Source organism: Sphingobium sp. CR2-8, from assembly GCF_035818615.1.
Classification (GTDB): Bacteria; Pseudomonadota; Alphaproteobacteria; order Sphingomonadales; family Sphingomonadaceae; genus Sphingobium.
In genome coordinates this window covers 1,020,286-1,045,168 of record NZ_JAYKZY010000002.1, presented here as the reverse complement: position 1 = coordinate 1,045,168, position 24,883 = coordinate 1,020,286, and the positions used below count along the sequence as shown (strand labels likewise).

General features: G+C 63.9%; 19 protein-coding genes and 2 pseudogenes. 15 read left to right on the top strand and 6 right to left on the bottom strand.

Annotated elements, in window-relative coordinates; translation table 11 throughout:
• Positions 1-103: 103 nt before the first annotated feature.
• From U5A82_RS08990 to U5A82_RS08980, 3 genes are all read left to right on the top strand, one after another.
• Positions 104-1,630, top strand: a complete 1,527-nt coding sequence (locus U5A82_RS08990) for a TadA family conjugal transfer-associated ATPase (RefSeq protein WP_326290254.1) — start codon at positions 104-106, stop codon at positions 1,628-1,630.
• A 159-nt stretch (positions 1,631-1,789) separates the two neighbouring features.
• Positions 1,790-2,602, top strand: a complete 813-nt coding sequence (locus U5A82_RS08985) for a class I SAM-dependent methyltransferase (protein ID WP_326290252.1) — start codon at positions 1,790-1,792, stop codon at positions 2,600-2,602.
• Positions 2,603-2,648: 46 nt separating this feature from the next.
• Positions 2,649-3,587: a DMT family transporter gene (locus U5A82_RS08980; protein ID WP_326290251.1), complete on the top strand. Its 939-nt coding sequence runs from the start codon at positions 2,649-2,651 to the stop codon at positions 3,585-3,587.
• Here U5A82_RS08980 and U5A82_RS08975 read toward each other — a convergent pair.
• Entirely contained in the window at positions 3,576-4,007 is a 432-nt protein-coding gene (locus U5A82_RS08975) for an OsmC family protein (protein ID WP_326290250.1), read from the bottom strand. The genes U5A82_RS08980 and U5A82_RS08975 overlap by 12 nt on opposite strands.
• Positions 4,008-4,094: 87 nt before the next feature.
• Here U5A82_RS08975 and U5A82_RS08970 point away from each other — a divergent pair, with 87 nt between their 5' ends.
• The 11 genes and pseudogenes from U5A82_RS08970 to U5A82_RS08920 all read left to right on the top strand — a co-directional run bounded on the left by U5A82_RS08970 (position 4,095) and on the right by U5A82_RS08920 (position 14,606).
• The gene (locus U5A82_RS08970) at positions 4,095-4,460 is read left to right on the top strand and encodes a PRC-barrel domain-containing protein (protein ID WP_326290248.1); all 366 of its coding nucleotides are present in this window, start codon (positions 4,095-4,097) and stop codon (positions 4,458-4,460) included.
• A 164-nt stretch (positions 4,461-4,624) separates the two neighbouring features.
• Positions 4,625-5,293 carry an RBBP9/YdeN family alpha/beta hydrolase gene (locus U5A82_RS08965; RefSeq protein WP_326290246.1) on the top strand — a complete coding sequence of 223 codons (669 nt, stop codon included), beginning with the start codon at positions 4,625-4,627 and terminating at the stop codon, positions 5,291-5,293.
• A 103-nt stretch (positions 5,294-5,396) separates the two neighbouring features.
• On the top strand, positions 5,397-5,603 hold the full coding sequence (locus U5A82_RS08960) for a YezD family protein (protein WP_326290244.1): 207 nt from the start codon (positions 5,397-5,399) through the stop codon (positions 5,601-5,603).
• A 151-nt stretch (positions 5,604-5,754) separates the two neighbouring features.
• On the top strand, positions 5,755-8,211 hold the full coding sequence (locus U5A82_RS08955; protein ID WP_326290242.1) for a TonB-dependent receptor: 2,457 nt from the start codon (positions 5,755-5,757) through the stop codon (positions 8,209-8,211).
• An 89-nt stretch (positions 8,212-8,300) separates the two neighbouring features.
• A pseudogene (gene panB / locus U5A82_RS08950) lies at positions 8,301-9,172 on the top strand (3-methyl-2-oxobutanoate hydroxymethyltransferase).
• A gap of 75 nt (positions 9,173-9,247) precedes the next feature.
• The gene (locus U5A82_RS08945) at positions 9,248-9,946 is read left to right on the top strand and encodes a tetratricopeptide repeat protein (protein ID WP_326290240.1); all 699 of its coding nucleotides are present in this window, start codon (positions 9,248-9,250) and stop codon (positions 9,944-9,946) included.
• Positions 9,943-11,309: pseudogene (locus U5A82_RS08940) on the top strand (outer membrane protein assembly factor BamB family protein). The gene U5A82_RS08945 and the pseudogene U5A82_RS08940 overlap by 4 nt, the downstream one beginning before the upstream one ends.
• Positions 11,310-11,438: 129 nt before the next feature.
• Positions 11,439-12,806: a ribosome biogenesis GTPase Der gene (der, locus tag U5A82_RS08935; protein WP_326290239.1), complete on the top strand. Its 1,368-nt coding sequence runs from the start codon at positions 11,439-11,441 to the stop codon at positions 12,804-12,806.
• A gap of 4 nt (positions 12,807-12,810) precedes the next feature.
• Positions 12,811-13,023, top strand: coding sequence for a sulfurtransferase TusA family protein (locus tag U5A82_RS08930; RefSeq protein ID WP_326290237.1), 213 nt, complete (start codon positions 12,811-12,813; stop codon positions 13,021-13,023).
• Between the two features lie 93 nt (positions 13,024-13,116).
• Positions 13,117-13,557 (top strand): Hpt domain-containing protein, encoded by a 441-nt coding sequence (locus U5A82_RS08925; protein WP_326290235.1) that lies wholly within the window; start codon positions 13,117-13,119, stop codon positions 13,555-13,557.
• Between the two features lie 44 nt (positions 13,558-13,601).
• Positions 13,602-14,606, top strand: a complete 1,005-nt coding sequence (locus U5A82_RS08920) for an LLM class flavin-dependent oxidoreductase (protein ID WP_326290233.1) — start codon at positions 13,602-13,604, stop codon at positions 14,604-14,606.
• On the opposite strand, the gene U5A82_RS08915 is transcribed toward U5A82_RS08920, so the two are convergent.
• Positions 14,576-15,691, bottom strand: a complete 1,116-nt coding sequence (locus U5A82_RS08915) for an acyltransferase family protein (protein ID WP_326290232.1) — start codon at positions 15,689-15,691, stop codon at positions 14,576-14,578. The genes U5A82_RS08920 and U5A82_RS08915 overlap by 31 nt on opposite strands.
• Before the next feature lie 226 nt (positions 15,692-15,917).
• On the opposite strand from U5A82_RS08915, the gene U5A82_RS08910 reads away from it, so the two are divergent.
• Entirely contained in the window at positions 15,918-17,573 is a 1,656-nt protein-coding gene (locus U5A82_RS08910; protein WP_326290230.1) for an ATP-binding protein, read from the top strand.
• A gap of 9 nt (positions 17,574-17,582) precedes the next feature.
• On the opposite strand, the gene U5A82_RS08905 is transcribed toward U5A82_RS08910, so the two are convergent.
• From U5A82_RS08905 to U5A82_RS08890, 4 genes are all read right to left on the bottom strand, one after another.
• A complete protein-coding gene (locus U5A82_RS08905; protein ID WP_326290228.1) occupies positions 17,583-19,034 on the bottom strand; it encodes an MATE family efflux transporter in 1,452 nt (483 codons plus the stop codon).
• Between the two features lie 184 nt (positions 19,035-19,218).
• A complete protein-coding gene (locus U5A82_RS08900; RefSeq protein ID WP_326290227.1) occupies positions 19,219-22,161 on the bottom strand; it encodes a valine--tRNA ligase in 2,943 nt (980 codons plus the stop codon).
• A gap of 43 nt (positions 22,162-22,204) precedes the next feature.
• On the bottom strand, positions 22,205-24,247 hold the full coding sequence (locus tag U5A82_RS08895) for a S9 family peptidase (protein ID WP_326290225.1): 2,043 nt from the start codon (positions 24,245-24,247) through the stop codon (positions 22,205-22,207).
• A gap of 113 nt (positions 24,248-24,360) precedes the next feature.
• Positions 24,361-24,855 (bottom strand): DUF2497 domain-containing protein, encoded by a 495-nt coding sequence (locus tag U5A82_RS08890; RefSeq protein WP_326290224.1) that lies wholly within the window; start codon positions 24,853-24,855, stop codon positions 24,361-24,363.
• Positions 24,856-24,883 lie beyond the last annotated feature (28 nt).

Sequence of the window (24,883 nt, the reverse complement as noted above, 5' to 3'; positions counted from 1 at the left end):
TTAGCCATTTGTCAAAGTTTCCATCCTATTCACCGTCTTCAACCAGATTGGATCGACGCTTTCGGGGCTATGCACGCCGATCGCGACAGAGTGGCGGAGAAGTATGAGCGCCTTTGGACGGAAAAATGGACCCGCCGGCATCAAGTCCGGCTTTGGCGTTGCCCGCCCGATGCAGGGCGGCGGGCCGCGGGAGGAAGAACGCGGCGGTGACCAGTTCCCGCCGCTGGACATCGCATCCCTGCCGGGCGAAGTGGCGTTCGATCCCTTGTCCGCGCCGACCAGCCAGATGCAGCGCAACGCCGATGCCATGGCGCGCCTGTCCGATCGCGCCAATGCCGAACATCTGCCTGATGCGGGACCGCAGGGTTTCGAAGCCAGCGTCCACAAGATCAAGGAACAGGTGCTGCCGCGCCTGCTGGAGCGGGTCGATCCGGAAGCCGCAGCGACGCTGACCAAGGATGAACTGGCGGAAGAATTCCGCCCGATCATCATGGAAGTGCTGGCCGAACTCAAACTGACCCTCAACCGCCGCGAGCAGTTCGCGCTGGAAAAGGTGCTGGTGGACGAACTGTTGGGCCTTGGTCCGCTGGAAGAGTTGCTGAACGATCCGGACATCACCGACATCATGGTGAACGGGCCGGAACAGACCTATATCGAAAAAAAGGGCAAGCTGGTCATTGCCCCGATCAAGTTCCGCGACGAAGAACATCTGTTCCAGATCGCCCAGCGCATTGTGAACAAGGTCGGCCGCCGCGTCGACCAGACCACGCCGCTGGCCGACGCCCGCCTGCCCGACGGTTCCCGCGTCAACGTGATCGTGCCGCCCCTCAGCCTTAAAGGCACGGCGATTTCCATCCGTAAATTTTCGGCCAAACCGATTACCATCGACATGCTGGCCAATTGGGGGGCGATGTCGCCGAAGATGGCGACCGCGCTGAAGATCGCAGGCGCGTGTCGGTTCAACATCGTCATTTCGGGCGGCACGGGTTCGGGCAAGACGACGATGCTCAACGCCCTATCGAAGATGATCGACCCGGGCGAGCGCGTGCTGACGATCGAAGACGCGGCCGAACTGCGTCTGCAACAGCCGCACTGGTTGCCGCTGGAAACCCGCCCGCCCAACCTGGAAGGGCAAGGCGCGATCACGATCGGCGACCTCGTCAAGAACGCCCTGCGTATGCGGCCGGATCGCATCATCCTGGGCGAAATTCGTGGCGCGGAATGTTTCGATTTGCTCGCCGCCATGAACACCGGCCACGACGGGTCCATGTGTACGCTGCACAGCAACTCGCCCCGCGAATGCCTGGGCCGTATGGAAAACATGATCCTGATGGGCGACATCAAGATCCCGAAGGAAGCCATTTCCAAGCAGATCGCCAATTCGGTCGACTTGATCGTGCAGGTAAAGCGCCTGCGCGACGGGTCGCGCCGCGTCACCAACGTGACCGAAGTCATCGGCATGGAAGGCGACGTCATCGTCACCCAGGAACTGTTCAAGTTCGAATATCATGACGAGGACGACAGCGGGAAGATCATCGGCGAATATCGCTCGATGGGCCTGCGCCCCTATACGCTGGACAAGGCGCGCATGTTCGGTTTCGATCAGCCGTTCCTGGAAGCCTGTCTTTAAAAATAGGCGACAGGCGCGGAACGGCCCCAAGGCGTGGGTTCCCGTCTCAAGACCGGCTTCCGGCTGATCGGCGTATTCTGACGGCGCAGGAAGCGCTTGTCAGGCAGGCCCATAGCGGGCACATCGGACGCCATAATCACGACCTTAGAGGAGTGCCCGATGCGCCTAGCCCCCCTGCTTGCCGCCGCCGCCGTCATCCTGCCGATCGCTGCCGCCCCGGCGCAGCCTGCGAAGAAACAGGCTGGCGCGCCCAAGGCCGACGCCGCCATCGCCAGCGCGGTCGCCGCCCCCAGCCGTACGCCCAAAAATGTGGCGCGCGACGCCTATCGCCACCCCGCCCAGACGCTCGCCTTCTTCGGCGTGACACCGAGTCAGACAGTTGTGGAATATGCGCCGAGCGGTGGCTGGTACAGCGAAATCCTGGCGCCGCTGCTGCGCGGCAAGGGCACCTTCTACGCATTGCAGCCCACCGGTCGCGGGCTGGACGGTTACAAGACCTTCCTCGCCGCGAAGCCGACCGTGTATGACAAGGTGAAAGTCGTCGCCTATCCCGAAGAGGCGAGCGCGATCCCCAAGGGCAGCGTCGACACGGTGCTGACGTTCCGCAACGTCCACAATATGGTCATGGCCGGCAGCGAAGCCGCGACGTTCAAGGCGTTCTTCGACATGCTCAAGCCCGGCGGCACACTGGGCGTGGTCGATCATCGCCTGCCCGAAAATCGCGACACGGCGCTGGAAAAGAGCAGCGGCTATCTGAAAGTCTCGACCATTCGTCGCATCGCGCAGGCCGCCGGTTTCGAATATGTCGGCGCGTCGGAGGTGAACGCCAATCCCAAGGACACGGCCGATTGGCCCAAGGGCGTCTGGACCCTGCCGCCCACCCTGTCGCAGAAGGATGTCGACAAGGACAAATATCTCGCGATCGGCGAAAGCGACCGCATGACGCTGAAATTCCGCAAGCCGGTGAAATAATCGGACGCCGGTTGCGTCCCGGCGCAACCGGGTTAAGGGCGGGGGCGTGACCGCCACCGCCCCTTCTTCCTCTCCGGCCGCCGTTCCGGCTGCGCCGCGCGAAAACCGTCCGCTCTATGCCATCGGCCTGCGCCTGATCGCCGTGCTGTGCATGTCCATCATGTTCATCACCGTGCGGCTCGCGTCGGACCATGGCGTGCATGTGCTTGAATCGCTCTTCTACCGACAGGCGCTGGCTCTGCCCGTGATCTTCGGCTGGATCGTGTATAGCAGCGGCGTCGGCGGCATCCGCACCAGCCGCATCGGCGCCCATGCCAGCCGCATGGTCATGGGCCTGACCGGCATGGTCCTCAATTTCCTGTCCTATATCCTGCTACCCCCGGCGGAGGCGACCGCCATCGGCTTTACCATGCCGATTTTCGGCACCATCCTGTCGGCACTGATCCTGCGGGAAAGAACCGGAATATGGCGGTGGGGCGCGGTTCTGCTGGGGTTTGTCGGCGTGATGACCATGTTGCGTCCGGCTGGCGGCATCGATGTGCCTGTCGCTGGCGTGGCGACCGCGGTGGGCGGCGCAATCGTGACCGCCACCATCAGCCTGGTGCTGCGCGCGCTCAGCCGCACCGAACCGGCCGGGGTCATCGTCTTCTGGTTCACCCTGCTGTCCATGCCGCCGCTGGGCATCGCCATGCTCTTTGTGGGTCAGGCGCACGACCTGACCGCATGGAGCCTGCTGCTGGTGATCGGCATTTCCGGCGGCATCGCGCAATTATGCCTGACGGGCGCGCTGCGCTGGGCGCCGGTGTCGGTGGTGCTGCCGATGGATTATAGCACGATCCTGTGGACGACCCTGCTAGGCCTCGCCCTATGGGGTGACTGGCCGACGTCGACCACATGGATCGGCGCCGGCCTCATCGTGACGAGCGGACTGACCATCGCCTGGCGCGAGCATATGCTCGGCCGCCGGGCACGGTTAGTTCAGTAGTTCAGCGTCCAGGCTGATATCGGCCTTCAACAGCTTGGAAATCGGGCAGTTCGCTTTCGCCTTGGCCGCCAGTTCCTGGAAGGTCGCATCGTCGGCGCCGGGGATGGTGGCTTTCAGCGTCAGCTTGCTGGCCGTGACGGCAAAGCCGTCGTCCAGCTTTTCCAGCGTCACGACGGCGGTCGTATCCAGCTTTTCCGCCGTCAGGCCCGCTTCGCCCAGGATCATCGACAGGGCCATCGAAAAACAGGAGGCATGGGCGGCGGCGATCAGTTCTTCGGGATTGCTGCCGGGCACGCCTTCGAACCGGGTGGCAAAGCCATAGGGATAGGCATCGAGCGCGCCGCTCTGCGTGGAAATGCTGCCCTTGCCGTCTTTCAGGCCACCGGCCCAGATAGCCGAACCGCTGCGATTGATTTTCATGACTATGCTCCTTTTGGTGAAGCGGGGAACCCCGGCGGACCCCCATGGTTGCATCATCATAGCTGCATTTCTCACAGGAGCGTGACAATGGCTGATCCTATCATGGAAAATCATGGAGACCTGATCGCATCCGACCGGGTCGAGGGCACCGCCGTCTATAACCGCCAGGGCGAAAAGCTGGGCCGGATATCGAACTTCATGGTGGACAAGGTGTCGGGCCACGTCCGCTATGCCGTGCTGTCCTTCGGCGGGTTTCTGGGCATGGGGAACGACCATTATCCCCTGCCCTGGTCGATGCTGACTTACGACACGGGTCAGGGCGGCTATGTCGTGGATCTGAACAAATCATTATTGGACAATGCGCCCCGCTACGCCAATGAGGACCGCCCCGATTATGACGACGGCTATGGCCGTAACGTCTATCAATATTATGGGCTTATCTACCCCTGGTAAGCCAGCGCGCCGGGCCGGGGCGGCTATGCCACCATGGCCCGGCCCGCGTCCGCCGCGCGGTTTTCCAGTTGCCTAGATTTCACCACATTTCGCCGCTTCCCTATTGTCTACCAGATAAATAGAATTATCTTCGGAGCCTCGATATACAGGATGAGGATCAGACCATGGAGCGATTCGGTTTTTCGGGTGACGCGCGCCAGCCGGTCGTATTGACCATCCCCGGCCTCAACAATAGCGGGCCGGGCCACTGGCAGACATTATGGGAAGAAACACGCGGCGATTGCGAACGCGTGGACCTGGGCAGTTGGGCCAGCCCCAATCGCAATGCCTGGGTGACACGGCTGGACGCGGCGATCCGCGAAGCGAACGCGCCGGTCATATTGGCGGCGCATAGCCTGGGTTGCCTGGCCGTCGCCTGGTGGGGGGCGTTGCAGAGCCAGGCCTATGGCTGGCCGGTGACAGGCGCGCTGCTGGTGGCGCCACCCGATTGCGACCGGATGGAAACGCCCGAATCCATCGGCGGCTTCGGCCCCACCCCGCGCGCGCAACTGCCCTTCCCCTCCATCCTGGTCGGCAGCCGGGACGACCCCTATATCTTCTTCGAACGCGCCCACAGCATCGGCAAGAATTGGGGCAGCCAGTTCGTGGACGCGGGCTATGCCGGGCATATCAACGCCGAGTCGGGCCTGGGCGACTGGAAGGTCGGGCAATCGCTGCTCGAACGGTTGATCGACAATGCGCAGGAACAGGCGTCCGCCATGCGGCAGATGCGCCCGGCGCTGCCGATGGCGCAGCAGGATCGCACCGTTTCCGGTCCCACGCTCCACCCCTGAAGCTCACCCCCGGAGGGGCGCGACAAGACAAACTTGCGCGCCCCTTATATTTGCTTTTTTGTCTATCTTTGAAGTTGAGATATTAGGCGCAACAGAGGTGTCCATGAGCGAACATAAGCCAATCGAACTCCGCCCGGTCCGCGTCGACGGCCAGCGACCTGACGGCCCCCGCGCCGACATTGCCGTCAGCATCGACAAGGTGCGCGGCGTGTTGGAAGCGCTGCGGTTCGGGTCGATCACGCTGACCGTCCACGACGCGCGCGTGGTGCAGATCGACGTGACGGAAAAGACGCGCCTGACCGCGAACTGAGCGGCGCGCAGGGGTCAGGAGCCACAGGGTGGCTCAAGGCGGCATGGGGTGGGCCGTCCAGGACAATCATTCCCAAGACATGCGGCCCACCGGACACCGGCGCGGCCGCGATCGACAATCAGCCGGACAGCCGGACCAAAAGGGGACTATCATGATTGCGCGTTTTCTGTTGCTTGCCAGCGTGGCGGGCGCTTCTCTCCTCACGCCCGATGCCTTTGCGCAGGACGCGGCCGCCCCCGCCGCCGACCAGGGCGAACAGGCCAGCCCACGCGGCGACGTGATCGTCGTCACCGCCCGCCGGCGCCAGGAAACCGCGCAGGAAGTGCCGCTGGCGATTTCCGTGGTGCGGGGCGACAGCATCGAAGCGACCGGCAATTTCAACATCGTCAAGCTGCAACAGCTTGCGCCGACCTTGCAGGTCTACACCACCAACCCGCGCAACACGTCGGTCAACATCCGCGGCCTGGGCGTGCCGTTCGGCCTGACCAGCGACGGGTTCGAACAGGGCGTGGGCATCTATGTCGACGACGTCTATAACAGCCGCGTCGCCGCCGCGACCTTCGACTTCCTGGACGTCGCGCAGGTCGAAGTGCTGCGCGGCCCACAGGGTACGCTCTATGGCAAGAACACCACGGCTGGCGCGATCAACATCACGACCAACCAGCCTACCTTCGATTTCGAAGGCCGCGCGGAACTGACCGTCGGCAACCTGAACCTCAAGCAGGCGAAGGCCGCCATTTCCGGCCCGCTGTCGGACACGATCGCCGCCCGCGTCGCCATCGCTTCCACCAGCCGTCGTGGCACGCTCTACAATGTGACGAGCCGACGCTGGATCAACGAGCAGGACAATCTGGGCATTCGTGGGCAACTGCTGTTCAAGCCCAATGACGATTTCAGCATCACCCTGTCGGGCGACTATAGCAAGCAGGATCCGGAATGCTGCGGCACCACCTTCGTGCGTGTGGGCCGCACCCAACGCGCGCTGACCCGCCAATATGACGCGCTGGTCGCCGCGATCAACGCCGCCAATCCGGGCCGCAACTATGCGACGCCCAGCCGCAATCCCTATGATCGGTTGAGCGACCTCGATTCCAACCTGAACGCAGGCAACAAGATCGGCGGCGTGTCGGCCAAGATCAAATGGGATGTCGGCCCCGGTACGTTGACGTCTGTCACGGCCTGGCGCTTCTGGGACTGGAAGCCGGAAAATGATCGCGACTTCACCGGTCTGTCGATCGTGTCCCGCTCGCAAAATCCCTCGCAGCAGGACCAGTATAGCCAGGAATTCCGCTATAATTACGAAAGCCAGAAGATTGATTTCGTCGCGGGCCTGTTCGGCTTCAAGCAACGGATCGACACGCAGGGCACCGAGCAACAGGGCGCGGACGCCAGCCGCTGGAGCCTGACGGGCACGCAGGCGGCCAACCCCGCCATCCTCCAGGGGCTGACCGCCAGCAACACGCAATATCTGAAGGCCGACAGCGCCGCACTGTTCGGTCAGCTCAGCTGGAAGGTGACGGACGCGCTGACCATCCAGCCGGGCGTGCGGCTGAACTACGACAAGAAGTCGGGCTTCTACCAGCGCGTCGTCACCAACGGCCAGGGACAGGTCATCAGCTGCACCCCGACGCCAGCCGCCGGGTCTGTGCTCGCCGCGCAGTGCGGCGTGTATCAGCCGCAGATCAGCGCGCCGTCCGACAGTGCGTGGAACTTCACCTACGACTTCAATGTGAACTACAAGATCGCGCAGGACGTGCTGGCCTATGCGACCTATGCCAAGAGCTTCAAGACGCTGGGCATCAACCAGAACGGCCTGCCGCTCAACGCCGACAATAGTGTGAACTATGACGCCGGGACGGTGCGGCCGGAAGGCGTGCATCATTATGAAATCGGCCTGAAGACGCAGTTCTGGGATCGTCGGGCGACCTTCAACCTGTCCGCCTTCCGCACCGACATCAAGAATTTCCAGGCGACGGTGAACGGCGGCCAGTTCGGCACCGTGCGCGGCTATCTGGCTAACGCGGAAAAGGTCCGGTCGCAGGGTATCGAAGCGGATTTCAAGATCGTCGCCAGCGACCGCTTCACCGCTTATGCCAATGGCGCCTATACCGACGCCAAATATAAGAAATTCTCCAACGCCCCCTGCCCGCCCGAATTGTCGGGCGGCACGTTGCAGGCGGCGACGGCGACCCCGGACTATTCGCAGCCGGGCGTACCGGGCGCGCTCAGCCCACGTCAGTGCGATATTTCCGGCGAGCGCCTGCCCGGCGTGTCGCGCTGGGCCGCGTCCTTCGGCGCGGAATATAATATTCCGGTCAAGCTGCTGGCGAAGGAAGGCCAGGCCTATCTGGGCGTCGATGGCAATTACCGGTCGCACTGGAACAGCAACGCATCGCCTTCCATCTATACCGAGGTGAAGGGCTACGCGCTGACCAACTTCCGTGCGGGCTTCCGTGGCGACGGGTTCGATGTCTTCGGCTGGGTCCGCAACGCCTTCGACGTGGACTATATCGAGAATCTGCAAGTCGCGCCCGGCAACACCGGCCTGATCGCGGGCCAGGTGGGCGATCCCCAGACCTGGGGCGGCACGATCAAATTCTCGTTCTGACACAAACCCTGCCGGCCGGCGCGCGCATCATGCCGCTCCGGCCGGTCCGGCATTTGCGCGCCGCCCCGCGCTGCGGTAGAGCGCTGCCCATGTCCACGACCTATACGCTCGACACGGCGACCAGTCGCGCCACCCCCACGCCAGCGCCGATGAAGCGCCTGACGGTGCCCGCCATCCAGCGGCGCAAGTTCGAGGGGAAGACGGCCGAACCTCTGGTGATGCTGACCGCCTATACCGCGCGGCAGGCGCAGCTGCTCGATCCGCATTGCGACATGTTGCTGGTGGGCGATTCGCTGGGTCAGGTCATTTACGGACTGCCCTCCACCCTGCCCGTCACGCTCGACATGATGATCGCCCATGGCGCGGCAGTCGTGCGCGGGAGCTATCATAGCCTGGTGCTGATCGACATGCCGTTCGGCAGCTACGAAGCCTCCCCCAGCAGGCCTTCGCCAGCGCCAGCCGCATCCTGGCCGAAACCGGCGCGGCGGGCGTGAAGCTGGAGGGCGGCGTCGCCATGGCGGATACCGTCGCCTTCCTGACCCAGCGCGGCATACCCGTGATGGGCCATGTCGGCCTGACGCCGCAGGCCGTGAATGCGCTGGGCGGCTATGGCGCGCGCGGCAAGAGCCAGGAGGAACATGCCAAGATCCTGTCCGACGCCAGCGCCATAGCGGGCGCAGGCGCCTTTTCCGTCGTGCTGGAGGGCGTGATGGAAGATACCGCCATTGCCGTGACCGACAGTGTCGACATACCCGTCATCGGCATCGGCGCATCGGCGCATTGCGACGGCCAGGTGCTGGTGGCCGAAGATATGCTGGGCATGTTCGAACGCACCGCCCGCTTCGTGAAGCGCTATGATAATATTGCCGAAACGATCAGCAAGGCGGCGGAACGCTACGCCGCCGATGTCCGCAACCGGGCCTTTCCAACCGAAGAACAGGTGTATCGCCCCAAAAAGTGATTTGCCTGTGGCATAAGCGCCGCTAATGATCGCGCCTTCTGCGCATAATTTCTATTTCATTTCTCGGAGAATCCCGTGGCCCTGACGCCGCAAAATAGCGAAGCCTTCATGCGAGAGGTCGATGACGCCGTCCGCCAGGACCAGCTTCTGACCGTCTGGCAGCGCTATGGGCGCTGGATTCTGGCTGCCGTCATCCTGGGCCTCGCTGCCTTTGGTGGCTGGCTCTACTGGCAGCATTACAGCAAGACCCAGTCGCAAGCCGTGTCCGAACGGATGGACGAAGTGCTGACGACCGCGGCAGGTGGCGGCACGCCCGACGCCAAGCAGGTCGAGGCGCTGACGAAGGCGACCCAGCCGGGCTATCGCGCCTCCGCCCTGCTGACGCAGGCAGGCGTTGCATCGCGCAAGGGCGACACGAAGGGTGCGATCGCCCTTTATGCCGCCATGGCCGCCGACACCGGACTGGACCAGCCCTATCGCGACCTGGCGTTGATCCGTCAGACGGCGCTGGAATTTGACGCCCTGAAACCCCAGCAGGTGGTCGATCGGCTCAAGCCGCTCGCCATCGAAGGCGCGCCCTGGTTCGGCAGCGCGGGCGAACTGGTCGCCATCGCGTATATGAAGATGGGCAAGACCGATCTGGCCGGGCCGATGTTCGCCGCCATGGCGAAAGATGCCAATGTGCCGCAGTCGATCCGTTCACGCGCGCGACAGATGGCAGGATTAATGGGGATCGACGCGGTCGAAAGTCCGACCGAGCCGAGCGAAGGATGACCGAGCGGATGGGAATGACGAGCATGAAAGCCTTCGCGCCGATAGGTCGGGCCGTAACCATGGCCGCGCTGGTCGCCCTTTTGGCGGGCTGCGGCATCGTGGGTGGCAAAAAGGGCGGCCCCAAGACGCCGGTCGTCGGCAACCGCATGTCGATCCTGAACAACGAGCAGGGGGTCGAGGTCGAACCGAGCCTGGCCGATGTGCCGGTCACGCTGCCCGCGCCCTATGTCAACGACAGCTGGTCGCAGCCGGGCGGCGATCCGTCCAAGGCGATGGGCCATGTGTCGCTCGGCGGCTCCCCTTCGCAGGTGTGGAGCGTGTCGATAGAGGGCAGTTCGCCACAGGCGCGCCTGGCCGCATCGCCGGTCGTGGCGGGCGGCAAGCTGTTCGTCACCGACGCCGGCGCACATGTCATCGCCTATGACGCGGCGAGCGGCGGGAAGCTGTGGCAGACCAATCTGCCGTCCGAGGGCAAGGGCAATGGCCGATCGCTGTTCGGCGGCGGCGTCAGCGTATTGGGGGACCGGGTGTTCGCCAGCACGGGGCTGGGCGACGTCTTCGCGCTCAACGTCTCCGATGGCGCGATCATCTGGAAGAAGCATCTGTCCGGCCCTTTGCGTGGTGCGCCGACGCTGGAAAACGGTCATGCCTATGTGATGGGCCAGGACAATCAGGTCTTCGCGCTCAACCAGTCGGACGGCGAAACCCAGTGGACCGACAGCGGCACGTTGCAGGTCACCGGCATTTTCGGCGTGGCGGCCCCTGCCGCTGCGCAGGGCACGGTGATCGCGGGCTACAGTTCGGGTGAAATCAACGCTTATCGCTATGAAAATGGCCGTACACTCTGGGGCGACGCGCTGTCGCGCACCAGCATCTCGACCGCCGTGGCGTCGCTGACGGACATCGACGCCGATCCGGTGATCGACCGTGGCCGCGTCTTCGCGATCGGCCAGGGCGGACGCATGGCGAGCTACGAACTCACCAGCGGCCAGCGCTTGTGGGAAATCAACATCGCGGGGATATCCACCCCCTGGGTGGTCGGCGAATGGGTGTTCGCGGTGACCAGCGACGCCCGGCTGCTCTGCATCGCGCGCGCCACCGGCAAGATCCGCTGGGTCAGCCAGTTGCGCCGTTGGCAGAAGGAAAAGAAGAAGGACAAGGCGATCCGCTGGACCGGCCCGATCCTGGCCGGTGGGCGCCTGATCGTCGTGTCGACGCGCGGTGAGATGGTCTATGTCGATCCCGCCACCGGATCGGTGCAATCGACGGTGGACATGGATCGCTCCATGTCGCTTTCCCGATCGTCGCCAACAACATGCTCTATGTGCTGGCCGACGACGGGAAATTGACGGCGTTCCGTTAAGCGACACAAATATGCTAAGCGTGCTCCCGCGCAGGCGGGGGGTCGGTTCTCCCATCTGGACCGGACCCCCGCCTGCGCGGGAGCACGGCGTTTATCGATTTTGAATTTTTAAGAAGGAAACGGGCCTCCATGCTGCCCACCGTAGCCATTGTCGGGCGTCCCAATGTGGGCAAGTCCACCCTGTTCAACCGCCTGATCGGCAAGAAGCTGGCGCTGGTTGACGATCAGCCCGGCGTGACCCGCGATCGGCGGGAGGGGGAAGCGCATCTGCTGGGCCTCGACTTCACGATCGTCGACACCGCCGGTTATGAGGATGAGGACGCCCAGTCGCTGCCCGGCCGCATGCGGATGCAGACAGAGGCAGCCGTCGAAAATTGCGACGTCGCCCTGTTCATGATCGACGCGCGCGCGGGCATCACCCCGCTGGACGAGGAAATTGCCCGCTGGCTGCGCGCCAACGATGCACCGGTCGTGCTGGTCGCCAACAAGGCGGAGGGCAAGGCGGCGGATGATGGCGTCATGGAATCCTACAGCCTGGGGCTGGGCGAACCCATCCCCTTCTCCGCCGAACATGGCCAGGGCATGGCCGACCTGTTCCAGGCGCTGCTCCCCCATCTGGAGCGCGAAGGCGACGAGCCGCACGAAAAGGAATTTTACGAGGATGAGGAAGGCGCGCCACTCAAGCTCGCCATCGTCGGCCGTCCCAATGCGGGCAAGTCCACGCTCATCAACCGCCTGCTGGGCGAAAACCGCCTGCTGACCGGGCCGGAAGCGGGCATCACGCGCGACAGCATCGCAGTCGACTGGATGTGGACCAGCCGGGACGGGCTGGAACGCCCCGTCCGCCTGATTGACACGGCGGGCATGCGCAAACGCGCCAAGGTGCAGGAAAAGCTGGAAAAGCTGGCGGTATCCGACGGCATCAACGCCGTGAACTTCGCCGAAGTCGTCGTCCTGATGATCAATTCCACCCGCGGGCTGGAGGCGCAGGATTTGCGCATCGCCGACCGCGTGCTGGAGGAAGGCCGCGCGCTCGTCGTCGCGCTCAACAAATGGGACACGGTCGAACATGGATCGGCGCTGTACCAGGGCATCAAGAAGGCGCTGGACGAGGGTCTGGCGCAGGTGCGCGGCGTGCCGATCATGACCATATCGGGCGCCACCGGAAAGGGGCTGGACGACCTGATCCATGTCGCCTTCGAAACCCGCACCGCCTGGTCGCAGCGCGTATCGACCGGCGTGCTCAACCGCTGGTTCGAAACCGCGCTGGAAGCCAATCCGCCGCCAGCCCCCGGCGGCAAGCGGATCAAGCTGCGCTACATCACCCAGAACAAGACCCGGCCGCCGACCTTCGTGCTGTTTGGGACGCGGCTGGATGATCTACCCGAAAGCTACCGCCGCTATCTGGTGAACGGCATCCGCCGGGAACTGGGTTTCGGCGCGGTGCCGGTGCGCATGACGCTGCGCAGCCAGAAGAACCCGTTCGCGACCAAGTAAAGGCATGGCAGCCGATCCGGTCATGGTGAACGCCAGGGGCATGAAATGCCCTTGGCCCGCCCTGCGCGCGGCGCGCGCGTTGCGCGATGCGACCCATATCGTGATCGAAGCGGACGATCCGATCGCCGGACGTGAATTGGCGGCGCTGGCAACGGCGCAGGGATATAGTTTCGCGGCGCTGGGCGATCATCGATACGCCCTTTCGCGCGCGGGCTGAACAGCGACCAGATCGGCGGCATCGCCACGCCCTTTAACCGGCTGTTTACACGCCGCGTCTATCTCTGCGCCGTTGGATTAAGGAGCGGCGCGGGTGTCCCATCTCGATACCGAATTGGTCAGTGCAGGCGATTTGACCCGGACCCGCAGCGAGCTGGGCGCCGCCTTCCCGCGCATCCTGGGCTATTTTCGTGAAGACGGCGCCAAATCGATCCGCGCTATCGAAGATGCGTTTCGCGCCCGCAGCGCCGCCACGCTGGTCACGCCTGCCCACACTCTGAAAGGGGAATCCGCGCAGTTCGGGGCATTCCGGCTGAGCGCCATGGCGGAAGAGATCGAAATGGTCGCTCGCCGCTGCGTGGAAATGCATCAAAGCCCCGACGAACTGATCGAGGTCGTCGTCGCCCTGCGCGCTTGCTTTGCCGAAACGATGGCGCTGCTCGATCGGGACGCCAACCCATTGGCCCCGCGTCGCCCCACCGGCTTTGGCCGCCGCGTCGAAGCGCCAGTGCAGGGATTTGGCCGGGCCATCTGATTTCCGTCTTGAAGTGAAACCCACCCTGCCCCCATATGCAGGGCATGACCCGCTTTTCCCTGCTCGACCTCGTCCCCGTTCGCGAAGGCGATGATGTCGCTACCGCCCTGGCCAATGCCGCCGACCTTGCCGCCCATGCCGAAAAGCTGGGCTATCACCGTTTCTGGGTGGCCGAACATCATGGCATGGCGGGTATCGCGTCGGCCGCTACGGCGGTCGTGCTGGCGCATATCGGGCAGGCGACATCCACCATCCGGATCGGCGCGGGCGGCATCATGCTGCCCAACCACGCGCCGCTGGTGATCGCGGAACAGTTCGGCACGCTCGACGCGCTCTTCCCCGGCCGCATCGACCTGGGCCTGGGCCGCGCGCCCGGTTCGGACCAGCGGGTGGCCCAGGCGATCCGGCGCAACCTGTCAGGCGGAGCGGACCAGTTCCCCCGCGATGTGATGGAATTGCAGGCCTATTTCGCCAACGACGAAAGGCTCAGCATCCAGGCGACCCCGGGTGCAGGCGCGGATGTGCCGCTGTGGATACTCGGCTCCAGCCTCTATGGCGCGCAACTCGCCGCCGCGCTGGGCCTGCCCTATGCCTTCGCGTCCCATTTCGCGCCCGCCGCGCTGGACGAGGCTATCGAGATATACCGCCGCGATTTTCGTCCATCGGCCCAGCTCAAATATCCCTATGTGATGGCGGGTTATAATGTCTTCGCCGCTGATACGAGCGCGGAGGCCCACTTGCTCGCCAGTTCGATGCAGCAGGCCTTCGTGCGATTGCGCACCGGGCAGCCGGGCAAGCTCCAGCCGCCAGTGGCAGGCTATTATGACCAACTGCCCGCGCAGGCGCAGGCGATGCTGTCCGACGTGCTGAGCGTATCCAGCATCGGTACGCAGGAGGATGTGGAGCGTGACATCGACGCATTTCTACGCCGCACCCGGGCGGACGAACTGATCCTGACCGGCCAGATTTTCGATCCCGCCGCGCGCAAGCACAGCTTCGCCATTGCGATGGCCGCCGCTCAGGCGGTGGCGAGCCGCGAAACGGTCTGAGGCTCCGCCTTCTTCAATCGTCCGCCGCTCAGGATCGCCGCCGCACCCGGCGCGATCCGGCGTAGGGTAGCGCCCACCAGCACCACGACGCCCAGCACCATGACCGGCTGGAGGATCAGGTAGAAGGGGTAGAAGGGCGACCCCATCTTCCCGAACAGCCCACCCAGCACAGGCCCGAACAGCCAGATCAGGATCAGGTGGGCGCTGAACAGGAAGAAGGCATAGGGTTCGATCCGCAACAGCCCCGCGCGCGCGGGGCTGGCAGCCAGCGCCCAGGCCAGACGCCAGAAAGCGCCAGCAGCGGCAACACGCAGCGCCATATCCAGAGCGCGCTGGCCCAGCGGCCACGCATCGTCACCGACCGTAATGGCGGCATAGAGTTGCGCCGCCATCAACAGGAAGAACGGGGCGGCAACGAGCAGCATCGGGCGGTTCGCCACGCGTTCCGCCCAATTGCCGCGCTGCGCCAATATCCCGAGCGTGAAGAAAACCAGGATCGACGCGCGCATCAGGACGGGCGGGCCCAGGCCGAAGATGTGGCAGACCGCCGCCACCGCCGCGATCAGCGCCAGCGACCAGCCAGGCAGCCGCACCAGCAGGGGCGCGGCTATCATGCACAGGAACAGGTCGCGCAGGAAAGGCATCTGCACGTTAATGTCGGGATTGCGGGTCAGGATCAGGACTTCGTTGACCGTCCACCAGCCCGATTGCGGCAAGGGCGCGGACAGCCCGAACCGCCAGGCCGCGCCGGACACGAGAATGATCGCGATGATGTTCCAAAGCGCCATCGGTAGCAATATCGTGCGCGCCTTACGCCGCACATGCTTGCCCCAGTCGCGGGTGCCTTGCGACGTCGCCACCAGCCATCCGGAGATCACGCCCAGCAGCGGCACGGCGCTGCGGCCGAACAATTCCATCAGCAGCCAGCGCAGATTGTCCTGCCCGCTGCCGCGCATCGTCTTCAAGGCTTCGCCATTCAGCCCGGTCCAGGCATGGACATAGACGACGCCCAGGATGCAGATGACCCTGGCTATCGCGATCGCGGCGGAGCGGCGCGCCCCATCTATTTTTAGGATTTCGGGCAAACGGCGATCCTGAATGTTGTCCCATTCTAATGCCCGAAATTAATCCATGTTCCTTTTGCGCTGCTCGACTGGTCCATATCGGACCCCGGCTCAGCGACTCTTAACTTTGCCGCTTCAATCTGGTGCGGGCCGTGCGCGAGGACGAGATAAGCCAATATTTACCTCTATTGCCTAGAAGCGGCCTGTTAACCGGAAGCCTTTCCGGTCGAAGGGACGTCAAAGGCTCATGACCCATATGCCGGGAGCACACATATTCTCGTCCGCCGCCGGACCCGCGCAACTCGCGTCGATCCAGTCGATGGGCATGGTGTTCCAGATCGCGGGCTCCAGTTCCAAGGTGCTGATCGACGCCCAGCGTCTGGCGCTGCTGGAGCATGACGCGGACCCCTGCACCGCCATGGCGGGCCAGGTCGGCAGCCAGGTGAAGATGCGGGTGGGCGATAGCTGGCTGGTCGCCAGCGTCCGGGCGTTGACGCTGGATCAGGCCAGCAAGGGCATCGTCGCCGACATCGATTTCTTGGGCGAAGGGGACGAGGAGCCGCTAACCGGGCGCATCCATCGCTTCCGCCGCGGCGTCACCCGCTATCCCACGCCCGGCACCGACATCTTCCCGGTATCCGGCCAGGATATGCAGCAGATCTACGCGGCCGACGATCGCGCGAATGTGGAGATCGGCACCGTCTATCCCACCACCGATACGCGCGCCGCGCTCTATGTCGATTCGATGCTGGGCAAGCATTTCGCGCTGCTCGGCTCCACCGGCACCGGCAAGTCGACCAGCGCCGCACTGATCCTGCACCGCATCTGCGACCTGTCGCCGCAGGGCCATATCGTCATGATCGATCCCCATGGCGAATATGGCGCAGCCTTTGCCGACAATGGCGCGGTGTTCGACGTCACCAATCTGGCCCTGCCCTATTGGCTGATGAATTTCGAGGAACATTGTGAGGTGTTCGTCACATCGTCCGGCTCCGAACGGACGGTGGACAGCGACATCCTCGCCAAATGCCTGCTGGCGGCCCGATCGAAAAACCGCTTGGCTGAAAGCATTGGTCGGCTGACGGTCGATTCGCCGATCCCCTATCTATTGTCCGACCTCACCACCATCCTCCAGAATGAGATGGGGAAGCTCGACAAGGGCACCAATTCGCTGCCCTATATGCGCCTGAAAACCAAGATCGACGAGATCAAGGCCGACCCACGCTACAGCTTCATGTTTTCGGGCATGCTGGTCGCAGACACCATGCAGGCTTTCCTCGCCAAGATTTTCCGTCTGCCGTCCGATGGCAAGCCGATTTCCATCATCGACGTGTCGGCCATGCCGTCCGACATCACATCGACCGTGGTGTCGGTGCTGTCGCGGCTGGTGTTCGACTATGCCATCTGGGCGCGTGACGAGCCGCAGCGGCCCATCCTGCTGGTGTGCGAAGAAGCGCATCGCTACATCCCCAACACGACCACCGGGTCGGGCCAGGCGGTGCGCAAGATATTGGAGCGGATCGCGAAGGAAGGTCGCAAATACGGCATTTCGCTGGGCCTCATCACTCAGCGCCCGTCCGATCTGGCCGAAGGCGTGTTGTCGCAATGCGGCACGATTATTTCGATGCGCCTCAACAACGACCGCGACCAGGCCTTCGTGCGGGCCGCCATGCCCGAAGGCGCGCGCGGTTTCCTCGATTCCATTCCGGCGCTGCGCAATCGGGAGGCGATCATCTGCGGCGAGGGCGTCGCGGTGCCGATCCGCGTCGCGCTCGACAATCTGGAAGAACATCGCCGCCCCGCGTCGGGCGACCCCAGCTTCACCGAATTGTGGCGTCAGGCGGGCAGCGAAGCCGACATATTGGATCGCACCATTACCCGCTGGCGCAACCAGGGACGGTAGACCGAGTCCTCAACCGACTGGCGCGATGCGCCCGGCCGGTTCCGCGTCGCTATTGGCCGTCTCGCGGCACTGTTCCTCATGCAACGGCACCAGCAGCCGCGTCTTGCGCCAGCCGCCACGCGCATAGACGACCCATGCCAGCGACAGCGACACGACCGACCCCGCCGGAAAACTCAGCCACAGCGCGTCCGCACCCAGGATCGGATAAGCCAGTTCGTAAAAGCCGAGCCGCACGCCGAACAGCGTGAAGCAGAGGATCAGCAGCGGCGCCATCACCACGCCATTGGCGCGCATGACGCCGAACAGGATCATCGTGCAGCCGAACATCATGAAACTCCACGACGCCAGCAATTGCATGTTCCACGCCGCCGCGATCGCTTCGCTGTTGCTGCCCAGGAACAGCGACAGCAACCCGTTGTGGAACAGCAGGATGATCGCGATCATCGCCCCGGTGATCGCCAGCAGATAGAAGATGCCGTAGCGGGTGATACGGCTGATCCGGTCCCAGCGCCCTGCCCCGATATTCTGCGCCGCCATGGCGCTGACCGCCGCGCCCATCGCCATCGCGGGCATCTGAAGATAGGTCCATATCTGCTGCGCCGCGCCATAGGCCGCCGTCACCATCAGCCCTTCCCGATTGACCAGCCCGATCATCACCAGGCCGGACGCCGACATGACGATCATCTGCAACCCCATGGGCAGCCCCTTGGCGAACAGGACGCGCAACTGGTCGACACTGGGTCGCAGATAGCGCAACTCCGCCCCCCGCAGCCGCAGCGGCAGATCCTTGGCATAGATATAGGCGATGACGCCGATCAGGCTGATGATGCCCGCCGCCGCCGTGGCCGCCGCCGATCCGGCGATGCCGAACGCCGGAACCGGTCCCAGCCCCAGGATCAACACCGGATTGAGCACCAGGTCGATGGCGACGCTGGCGATCATGAAGATCAACGGCGTCTTCGCGTCCCCCGCGCCGCGCAGCCCCATCATGATCATGACGACCAACAGGGTGGCGGGCATCGCGAAAAAGATGACGCGCAGATAGACCAGCGCCAGGTCGAACGCCTCGACTGGCGTCGCCAGCAGCCGCAGCAGCGCGGGCGCGCCGATCCAGCCCGTGATCGCGACCCCCAGCCCCAGGATCGAACAGAAGCCGACCGCCGATCCGAAGGCGCGCCGCGCCGCGTCCAGATCGCGCGCGCCGACCGATTGGGCGATGACCACGGTGGACGCCATGCCAAATCCGAACACGACCGAAAACATCAGGAACATGATGATATTGGCGTTCGCCGTCGCCGCCAGCGCCTGCGCACCCAGAAAGCGGCCGACCCAGATCGCGTTGATCGATCCGTTGAGCGACTGGAGGATATTGGACGCCAGCGTGGGAATGGCGAATAGCAGCAGGGTCGCGGCAATCGGTCCCTGCGTCAGGTCTTTCGCGCCTGGTCTGCTTGCTGCCATCGGCCTGCCTCTTCCCCTGTGTCAGGCTTGTGGAATAGCCCCATGCCCCGTTCGCCCTGAGCCTGTCGAAGCCTGTCCTGAGCGACTGCTGCAAGCAGTCAGTCGAAGGGGGCCTTCCTTCTTCAACAAGAAGAAGGCTTCGACAAGCTCAGCCCGAACGGATTTTTGCTTATTTCCGAAAAATCTAGCCCAGCCGATCCAGCGCCGCCTTCAACCGTTCCGCTTCCGCCGTCTTCTCGGCATGATCTTCACGCGCCTTGACGACGGCTTCGGGCTTGGCCTTCTCGACGAAGCTGGGGTTGGACAGGCGTCCGCCAAGGCCATCCCGCTCCTTCTCTGCGGCGGCCAGCGCCTTGGCAAGGCGGGTCTTTTCCGCCGCGATGTCGATCACACCTTCCAGCGGCAGGATGAAGGTCGCTTCGTCCACCACGATCTGCGCCGCGCCGCCCGCCGGTGGTTCGCCAAAGGTCAGGCTTTCCACGCGACCAAGCCGCGCCAGCGCCACGCCCTGGCGATCGAGCCGACGATGCGTCTCTTCCGATCCATCGCGCACCACCATCGGCAGCTTCGCGCCGGGCGGCACATTGAGTTCGGTGCGCGCGGTCCGGATCGCGCTGACGAGGCGGATCAGCCAGTCGATCTCCGCCTGCGCGTCCGTGTCCACCGCCGCAAGCGCCTGCGGCCATTGCGCGACGATCAGGGCGTTCGCACGCTCGCCGGTAAGGTGCCATAACTCTTCGGTTATGAACGGCATGAACGGGTGGAGCATCACCAAAATCTGGTCGAACGCCCAGCCCGCAACGGCGCGCGTCTCGTCGTCCATCGCACCCTTGGTCAATTCGATATACCAGTCGCAAAACTGGTCCCAGACGAAATGATAGATGGCGTTGGCGGCCGCATCGAAGCGGAGGTCAGCCAAAGCCGTGTCGATCGCCTGCACGGTTGCGACCGTCTCCGCGATGATCCAGCGGTTGACCGGCAGGGTGGCGTGGGGCGCTTCATGGCTGGTAGACGCGGTGACGCCGTTCGACTGGAGGAAGCGCGCGGCGTTCCACAGCTTCGTCGCGAAGTTGCGGTATCCCTCGACCCGCTTCTCATCCATCTTCACGTCGCGGCCCTGGCTCTCCATCGCCGCCATGAAGAAGCGCAACGCATCCGCGCCGAACCTGTCGATCAGGCCCAGCGGATCGACCACATTGCCCTTGGACTTGGACATTTTCTGCCCATCCGCCGCGCGGACCAGACCGTGCAGATAGAGTTTGCGCCACGGGACTTCGCCCATGAACTCCATCCCCTGCATCGCCATCCGCGCGTCCCAGAAAAACAGAATGTCGAAGCCGCTGATCAGCAGGTCATTGGGGTAATGGCGTTGCAATAGGCTCTGACCCATTCGGGCTGAGCCTGTCGAAGCCCCGTCCTTTTCTTCCGAAGAGAAGTGTGGCCCTTCGACAAGCTCAGGGCGAACGGTGGTTTCGTCTTCGGGCCAGCCCAGCGTGCCGAACGGCCAGAGCGCGGACGAGAACCAGGTGTCGAGGACATCGGGATCGCGGCGGATCATCGCCGTCACGCTATCGCCGTCAACATTCAGTCCGGCTTCGTCGCCAATGACAACAGAAAACGCTTTTCCTTCTAAATCCCAATGCTCACGATAAAATGCTTCTGCCTTCGCAATGACAGCATCATCACTTTCCGCAACAAAGGTCGGCAACGCCGACGAAGGATCACCAATTCTATCAGTTTGTAGCTTGGGGAAGTGTGCCCCCCAAATTGGGAAACCAAACCACGCCGGGATCTGATGCCCCCACCAAAGCTGGCGCGACACGCACCAGGGCTGGATATTCTCCATCCAGTTGAAGAAGGTCTTTTCCCACGTCTTGGGCACGATCTCGATCGCGCCGTCGCGGACCGCCTGCATCGGCGCGACCGCCAGCTTTTCGGCGTCCACATACCACTGATCGGTCAGCCAGGGTTCGATGACCACATTGGAGCGATCCCCGAACGGCGTCTGGATCGTGCGCGGCTCGAAATCGGCCGAGACTTCCTCGCCTTCCTTGTCCTTGGTGATATGGGGCACGAGGAAACCAAGCGCCTTCATCTCCTCGACCACGGCCTCACGCGCGCCGTCCACGCCATCGCGCTTGAAGCGGTGCAGCCCCAGAAAGCGATCGGGGATCAGCCCGTCGGCGGTCTGGACGACATTGGCGTCAGCATCGAACATGTTGAGCATGTCGCCGGCCTTGAACCCCGCCCGCTTGCCCACGTCGAAGTCGTTGAAATCATGCCCCGGCGTGATCTTGACCGCGCCCGATCCCAGTGCCGGATCGGCATGTTCGTCGGCGACGATAGCAAAACGCCGACCGGTGATCGGCTGGAGGATATCCTTGCCGATGACATCCTTGTAGCGCTCGTCGTCGGGATGCACCGCCACCGCCATGTCGGCCAGCATCGTCTCGGGCCGGGTCGTCGCAACGACGATATGGTCGCTGCCATCGGCCAGCGTCACGCCATCTGCCAGCGGATAGCGGAAGCGCCAGAAGCCGCCCTTCGTCTCGACCGTCTCGACCTCCAGGTCCGAAATGGCGGAGCGGAAATGCGGGTCCCAGTTCACCAGCCGCTTGTCGCGATAGAGCAGGCCGCGCTTGTGCAGTTCCACGAAGGTCTTGACGACCGCCTTGGAAAAGCCCTCGTCCATGGTGAAGCGTTCGTTCGCCCAGTCCATGGAACAGCCCAGACGGCGCAACTGGCCGGTGATGGTGCCGCCGCTCTCCGCCTTCCATTCCCACACCTTCGCGACGAATTCATCGCGGGTGAAGTCGGTGCGCTTCTGCTGCTTGGCGTTCAACTGCCGCTCGACCACCATCTGCGTCGCGATGCCCGCATGGTCGGTGCCGACCACCCACAGCGCATCCTTGCCGCGCAGCCGCTCGTAGCGGATCACGATATCCTGCAACGTATTGTCGAGCGCATGGCCGATATGCAGGCTGCCGGTCACGTTCGGCGGTGGATTGACGATCGTGAAGGGCGTCGCGTCCGGCCGTTCCGGGCGGAACAAGCCATTGGCTTCCCAATGGGCGTACCAGCGGGATTCGATATCGGCGGGGTCGAAAGTTTTGGGCAATTCGGTCATGGGAAGGCGCTGTAATGCGCCTTCCCTTCAGGTTCCAGCGCTTTTACTTGGCCGTCCACTTGTCCAGCCAGCCCAGCGCCTCGCCATACCATTGCAGCGAGTTTTTAGGCTTCAAAACCCAGTGATTCTCGTCGGGGAAGACCAGCAGCTTGGACGGTACGCCGCGCCGCTGGAGCGCGGTGAAGGCGGCCAGCCCTTGCGTGTAGGGAATGCGGAAATCCTTCTCGCCCGTCACCACCAGCATCGGCGTCTTCCAGGCGGCGACATGATTGACCGGGTTCCACTTCTCATATTCTTCCGGCTTCTCATAATAGGGGCCGCCATGTTCCCATTCGTCGAACCACAATTCCTCGGTCTCATAGGCCATGGCGCGGGCGTCGAACACGCCGTCATGCTGGACCAGGCATTTGAAGCCGTCGGGCCACTGCCCCGCGATCCAGTTCATCATATAGCCGCCATAGCTGGCACCCAGCGCGCAGGCGTTGCCGACATCGATATCCGCATCCTTCGCTGCCGCTGCGGCCAGTCCCAGTTTCAGGTCTTCCAACGGCTTGCCGCCCCAATCCTTGTTGATGGCGTCGGTGAAGGCCTGCCCATATCCGGTGGAGCCATGGAAATCGACGATCACCGCGGCATAGCCATGGGCCGCGAACGCCTTGGGATTCCAGCGATAGGACCATGAATCATTGAAGCTGCCCTGCGGCCCGCCATGGACCAGGAAAGCGACCGGCAACTTGGCGCGCGTGCCTGATGCCGAGGGGTTCAGCGGCTTGACGATCTGCCCCCAGACGGTGTCGCCATTCGCGCCCTTGAAGCTGAACCTTTCGACCGACACGTCATCGACCCCCGCCAGCTTGGCCGCGTTGACTTGCGTCAGGCGGACGGGCTTGCCTTTAGCGGGCATTTTCCAGAAATCGGCAGGCGACTGGATACTGTCCATCGCATAGACGAAGCCGCCTTTGGGCAGCGGCACGACGCTACCCGCATGCCCCTTCTGCGTCAGCCGGGTCAGTTTGCCCGACGCGGCATCGACGCGGAACACCGGATTGTCGAGCACGTCGTTCGCGGTGACGAGCAGCCCCTTGCCATTGGCTTCCCAGGCGATCGACGCGACGGATCGATCCCATCCCTCCGTCAGCGCCTTCGTCGCGCCGGTCGCGACGTTGCGCAGCATCAGCACCTGGCGGTCGGCTTCATAGCCCGGCCGCTGCATCGCCACATAGGCCAGCCATCGGCCGTCGGGCGACACGGTGGGCAACGTATCGGTCGCTTCGTTCGCCTTGGTCAGGTTGGTGGGCGCGGCGCTGCCGTCCGCCGGAACCGAAAAGATATCGAGGTTGGTCGACAACGGCTCGATCCGTCCGGCCTCGCGCAGCGCGAAGAACAGCGTGCTGCCATCCTTGCTCCAGCTTATTTCTTCGCCGCCACCGAACGGCTTGGACGGGCTGTCGCCGACCAGACCGCCCATCACCGACACGGCAGGGCCGCCCGCGACTGGCATCACGAAGATCTGCGATCGCTGACCGTCGCTCCATGTGTCCCAGTGGCGCACGAACATCTGGTCGTACACGCGCGCGGACCCCGCGTCCTTGGGCGCGTCGGGCTTCACGTCATCGATCGTCTTCGCCCCCACCGGGCGATCGGCCCATAGCGCGACCTTCGTCCCGTCGGGGCTGAGCAGGAAGCCGGAAATGCCGCCGGGCGCCTTGCTGATCTGCACCGGTTCGCCGCCGCCGATCGCCACGCGCCATAATTGATCGTCGCCGCTGGCGTTCGACAGGAAATAGAGCGCCGATCCATCGGGCGAAAAGACTGGCGCTGTTTCATTCTTGTCTGGCTTCGACGCGATCAGGCGCGGCGCCTGCCCCGCCTTGCCGATGTTCAGCAGATAGAGGTCCATCCGACCCTTGTTCCCCGCCAGGTCGGTGCTGCGCTGCTGATAGGCCAGCCATTGGCCGTCGGGCGATACCGCAGGCGCGGCGATGCGGTCCAGCGCCACCATGTCGGCGGGCGTGAACGGACGGGCGAGCGCGGGCGTAGCGGCCAGAGCCATCGCACCGACCGCAGCGAGCAGAAAAGTCTTCATGGAAATCACCCTTGGATCGAACGGGCGATACCATCGGCGCATGTCCGCGCCGATGCAGCATCGTCAGGATGACAAGGGTCTAGGCCGCCGCGCAAACGGCGGCAAGCATCACCTTAGCGGCCGGTGATGCGCGCAATTTCCTTGGCCACCATCTCTTCGACCAATGCGGGCAGGCGGGCGTCGAGCCATTCCTTGAGCATGGGCTTGAGCATCGCGCGGACCAGACCGTCGAGCGTATTGTCGCCGCCATCGACCGGCGCGATCAACATGGTGGACAGCGCCGACAGCGAATGCCGCGCGGCCACTTCGCTTTCGACCGACAGGATCGACTCGTCGCCCGTGGCGCTGGCGGAACCGGCGGCGCTTGCAGGCGTACGGGGGGTGGCGGCTTTGGGCGCAGGCATGGGGTTCTCCTCCGCGACCTCGTCGGTCAGTTCCAGCACTTCTTCGACGGGCGTCTCGATCGGGGCAACCGCAGCGGCGGCCTTCGCGTCGGCGCGCATACGCCGCGGCGCAGCCTGCACCGCTTCCTCGCCTTCTTCGGCGATGATCCGCTTGATGGACGAGAGTATCTCTTCCATCGAGGGTTCCTTGGTCATGTCACCCATGGATAGTCCCCGTCCAAAATCCATTGCG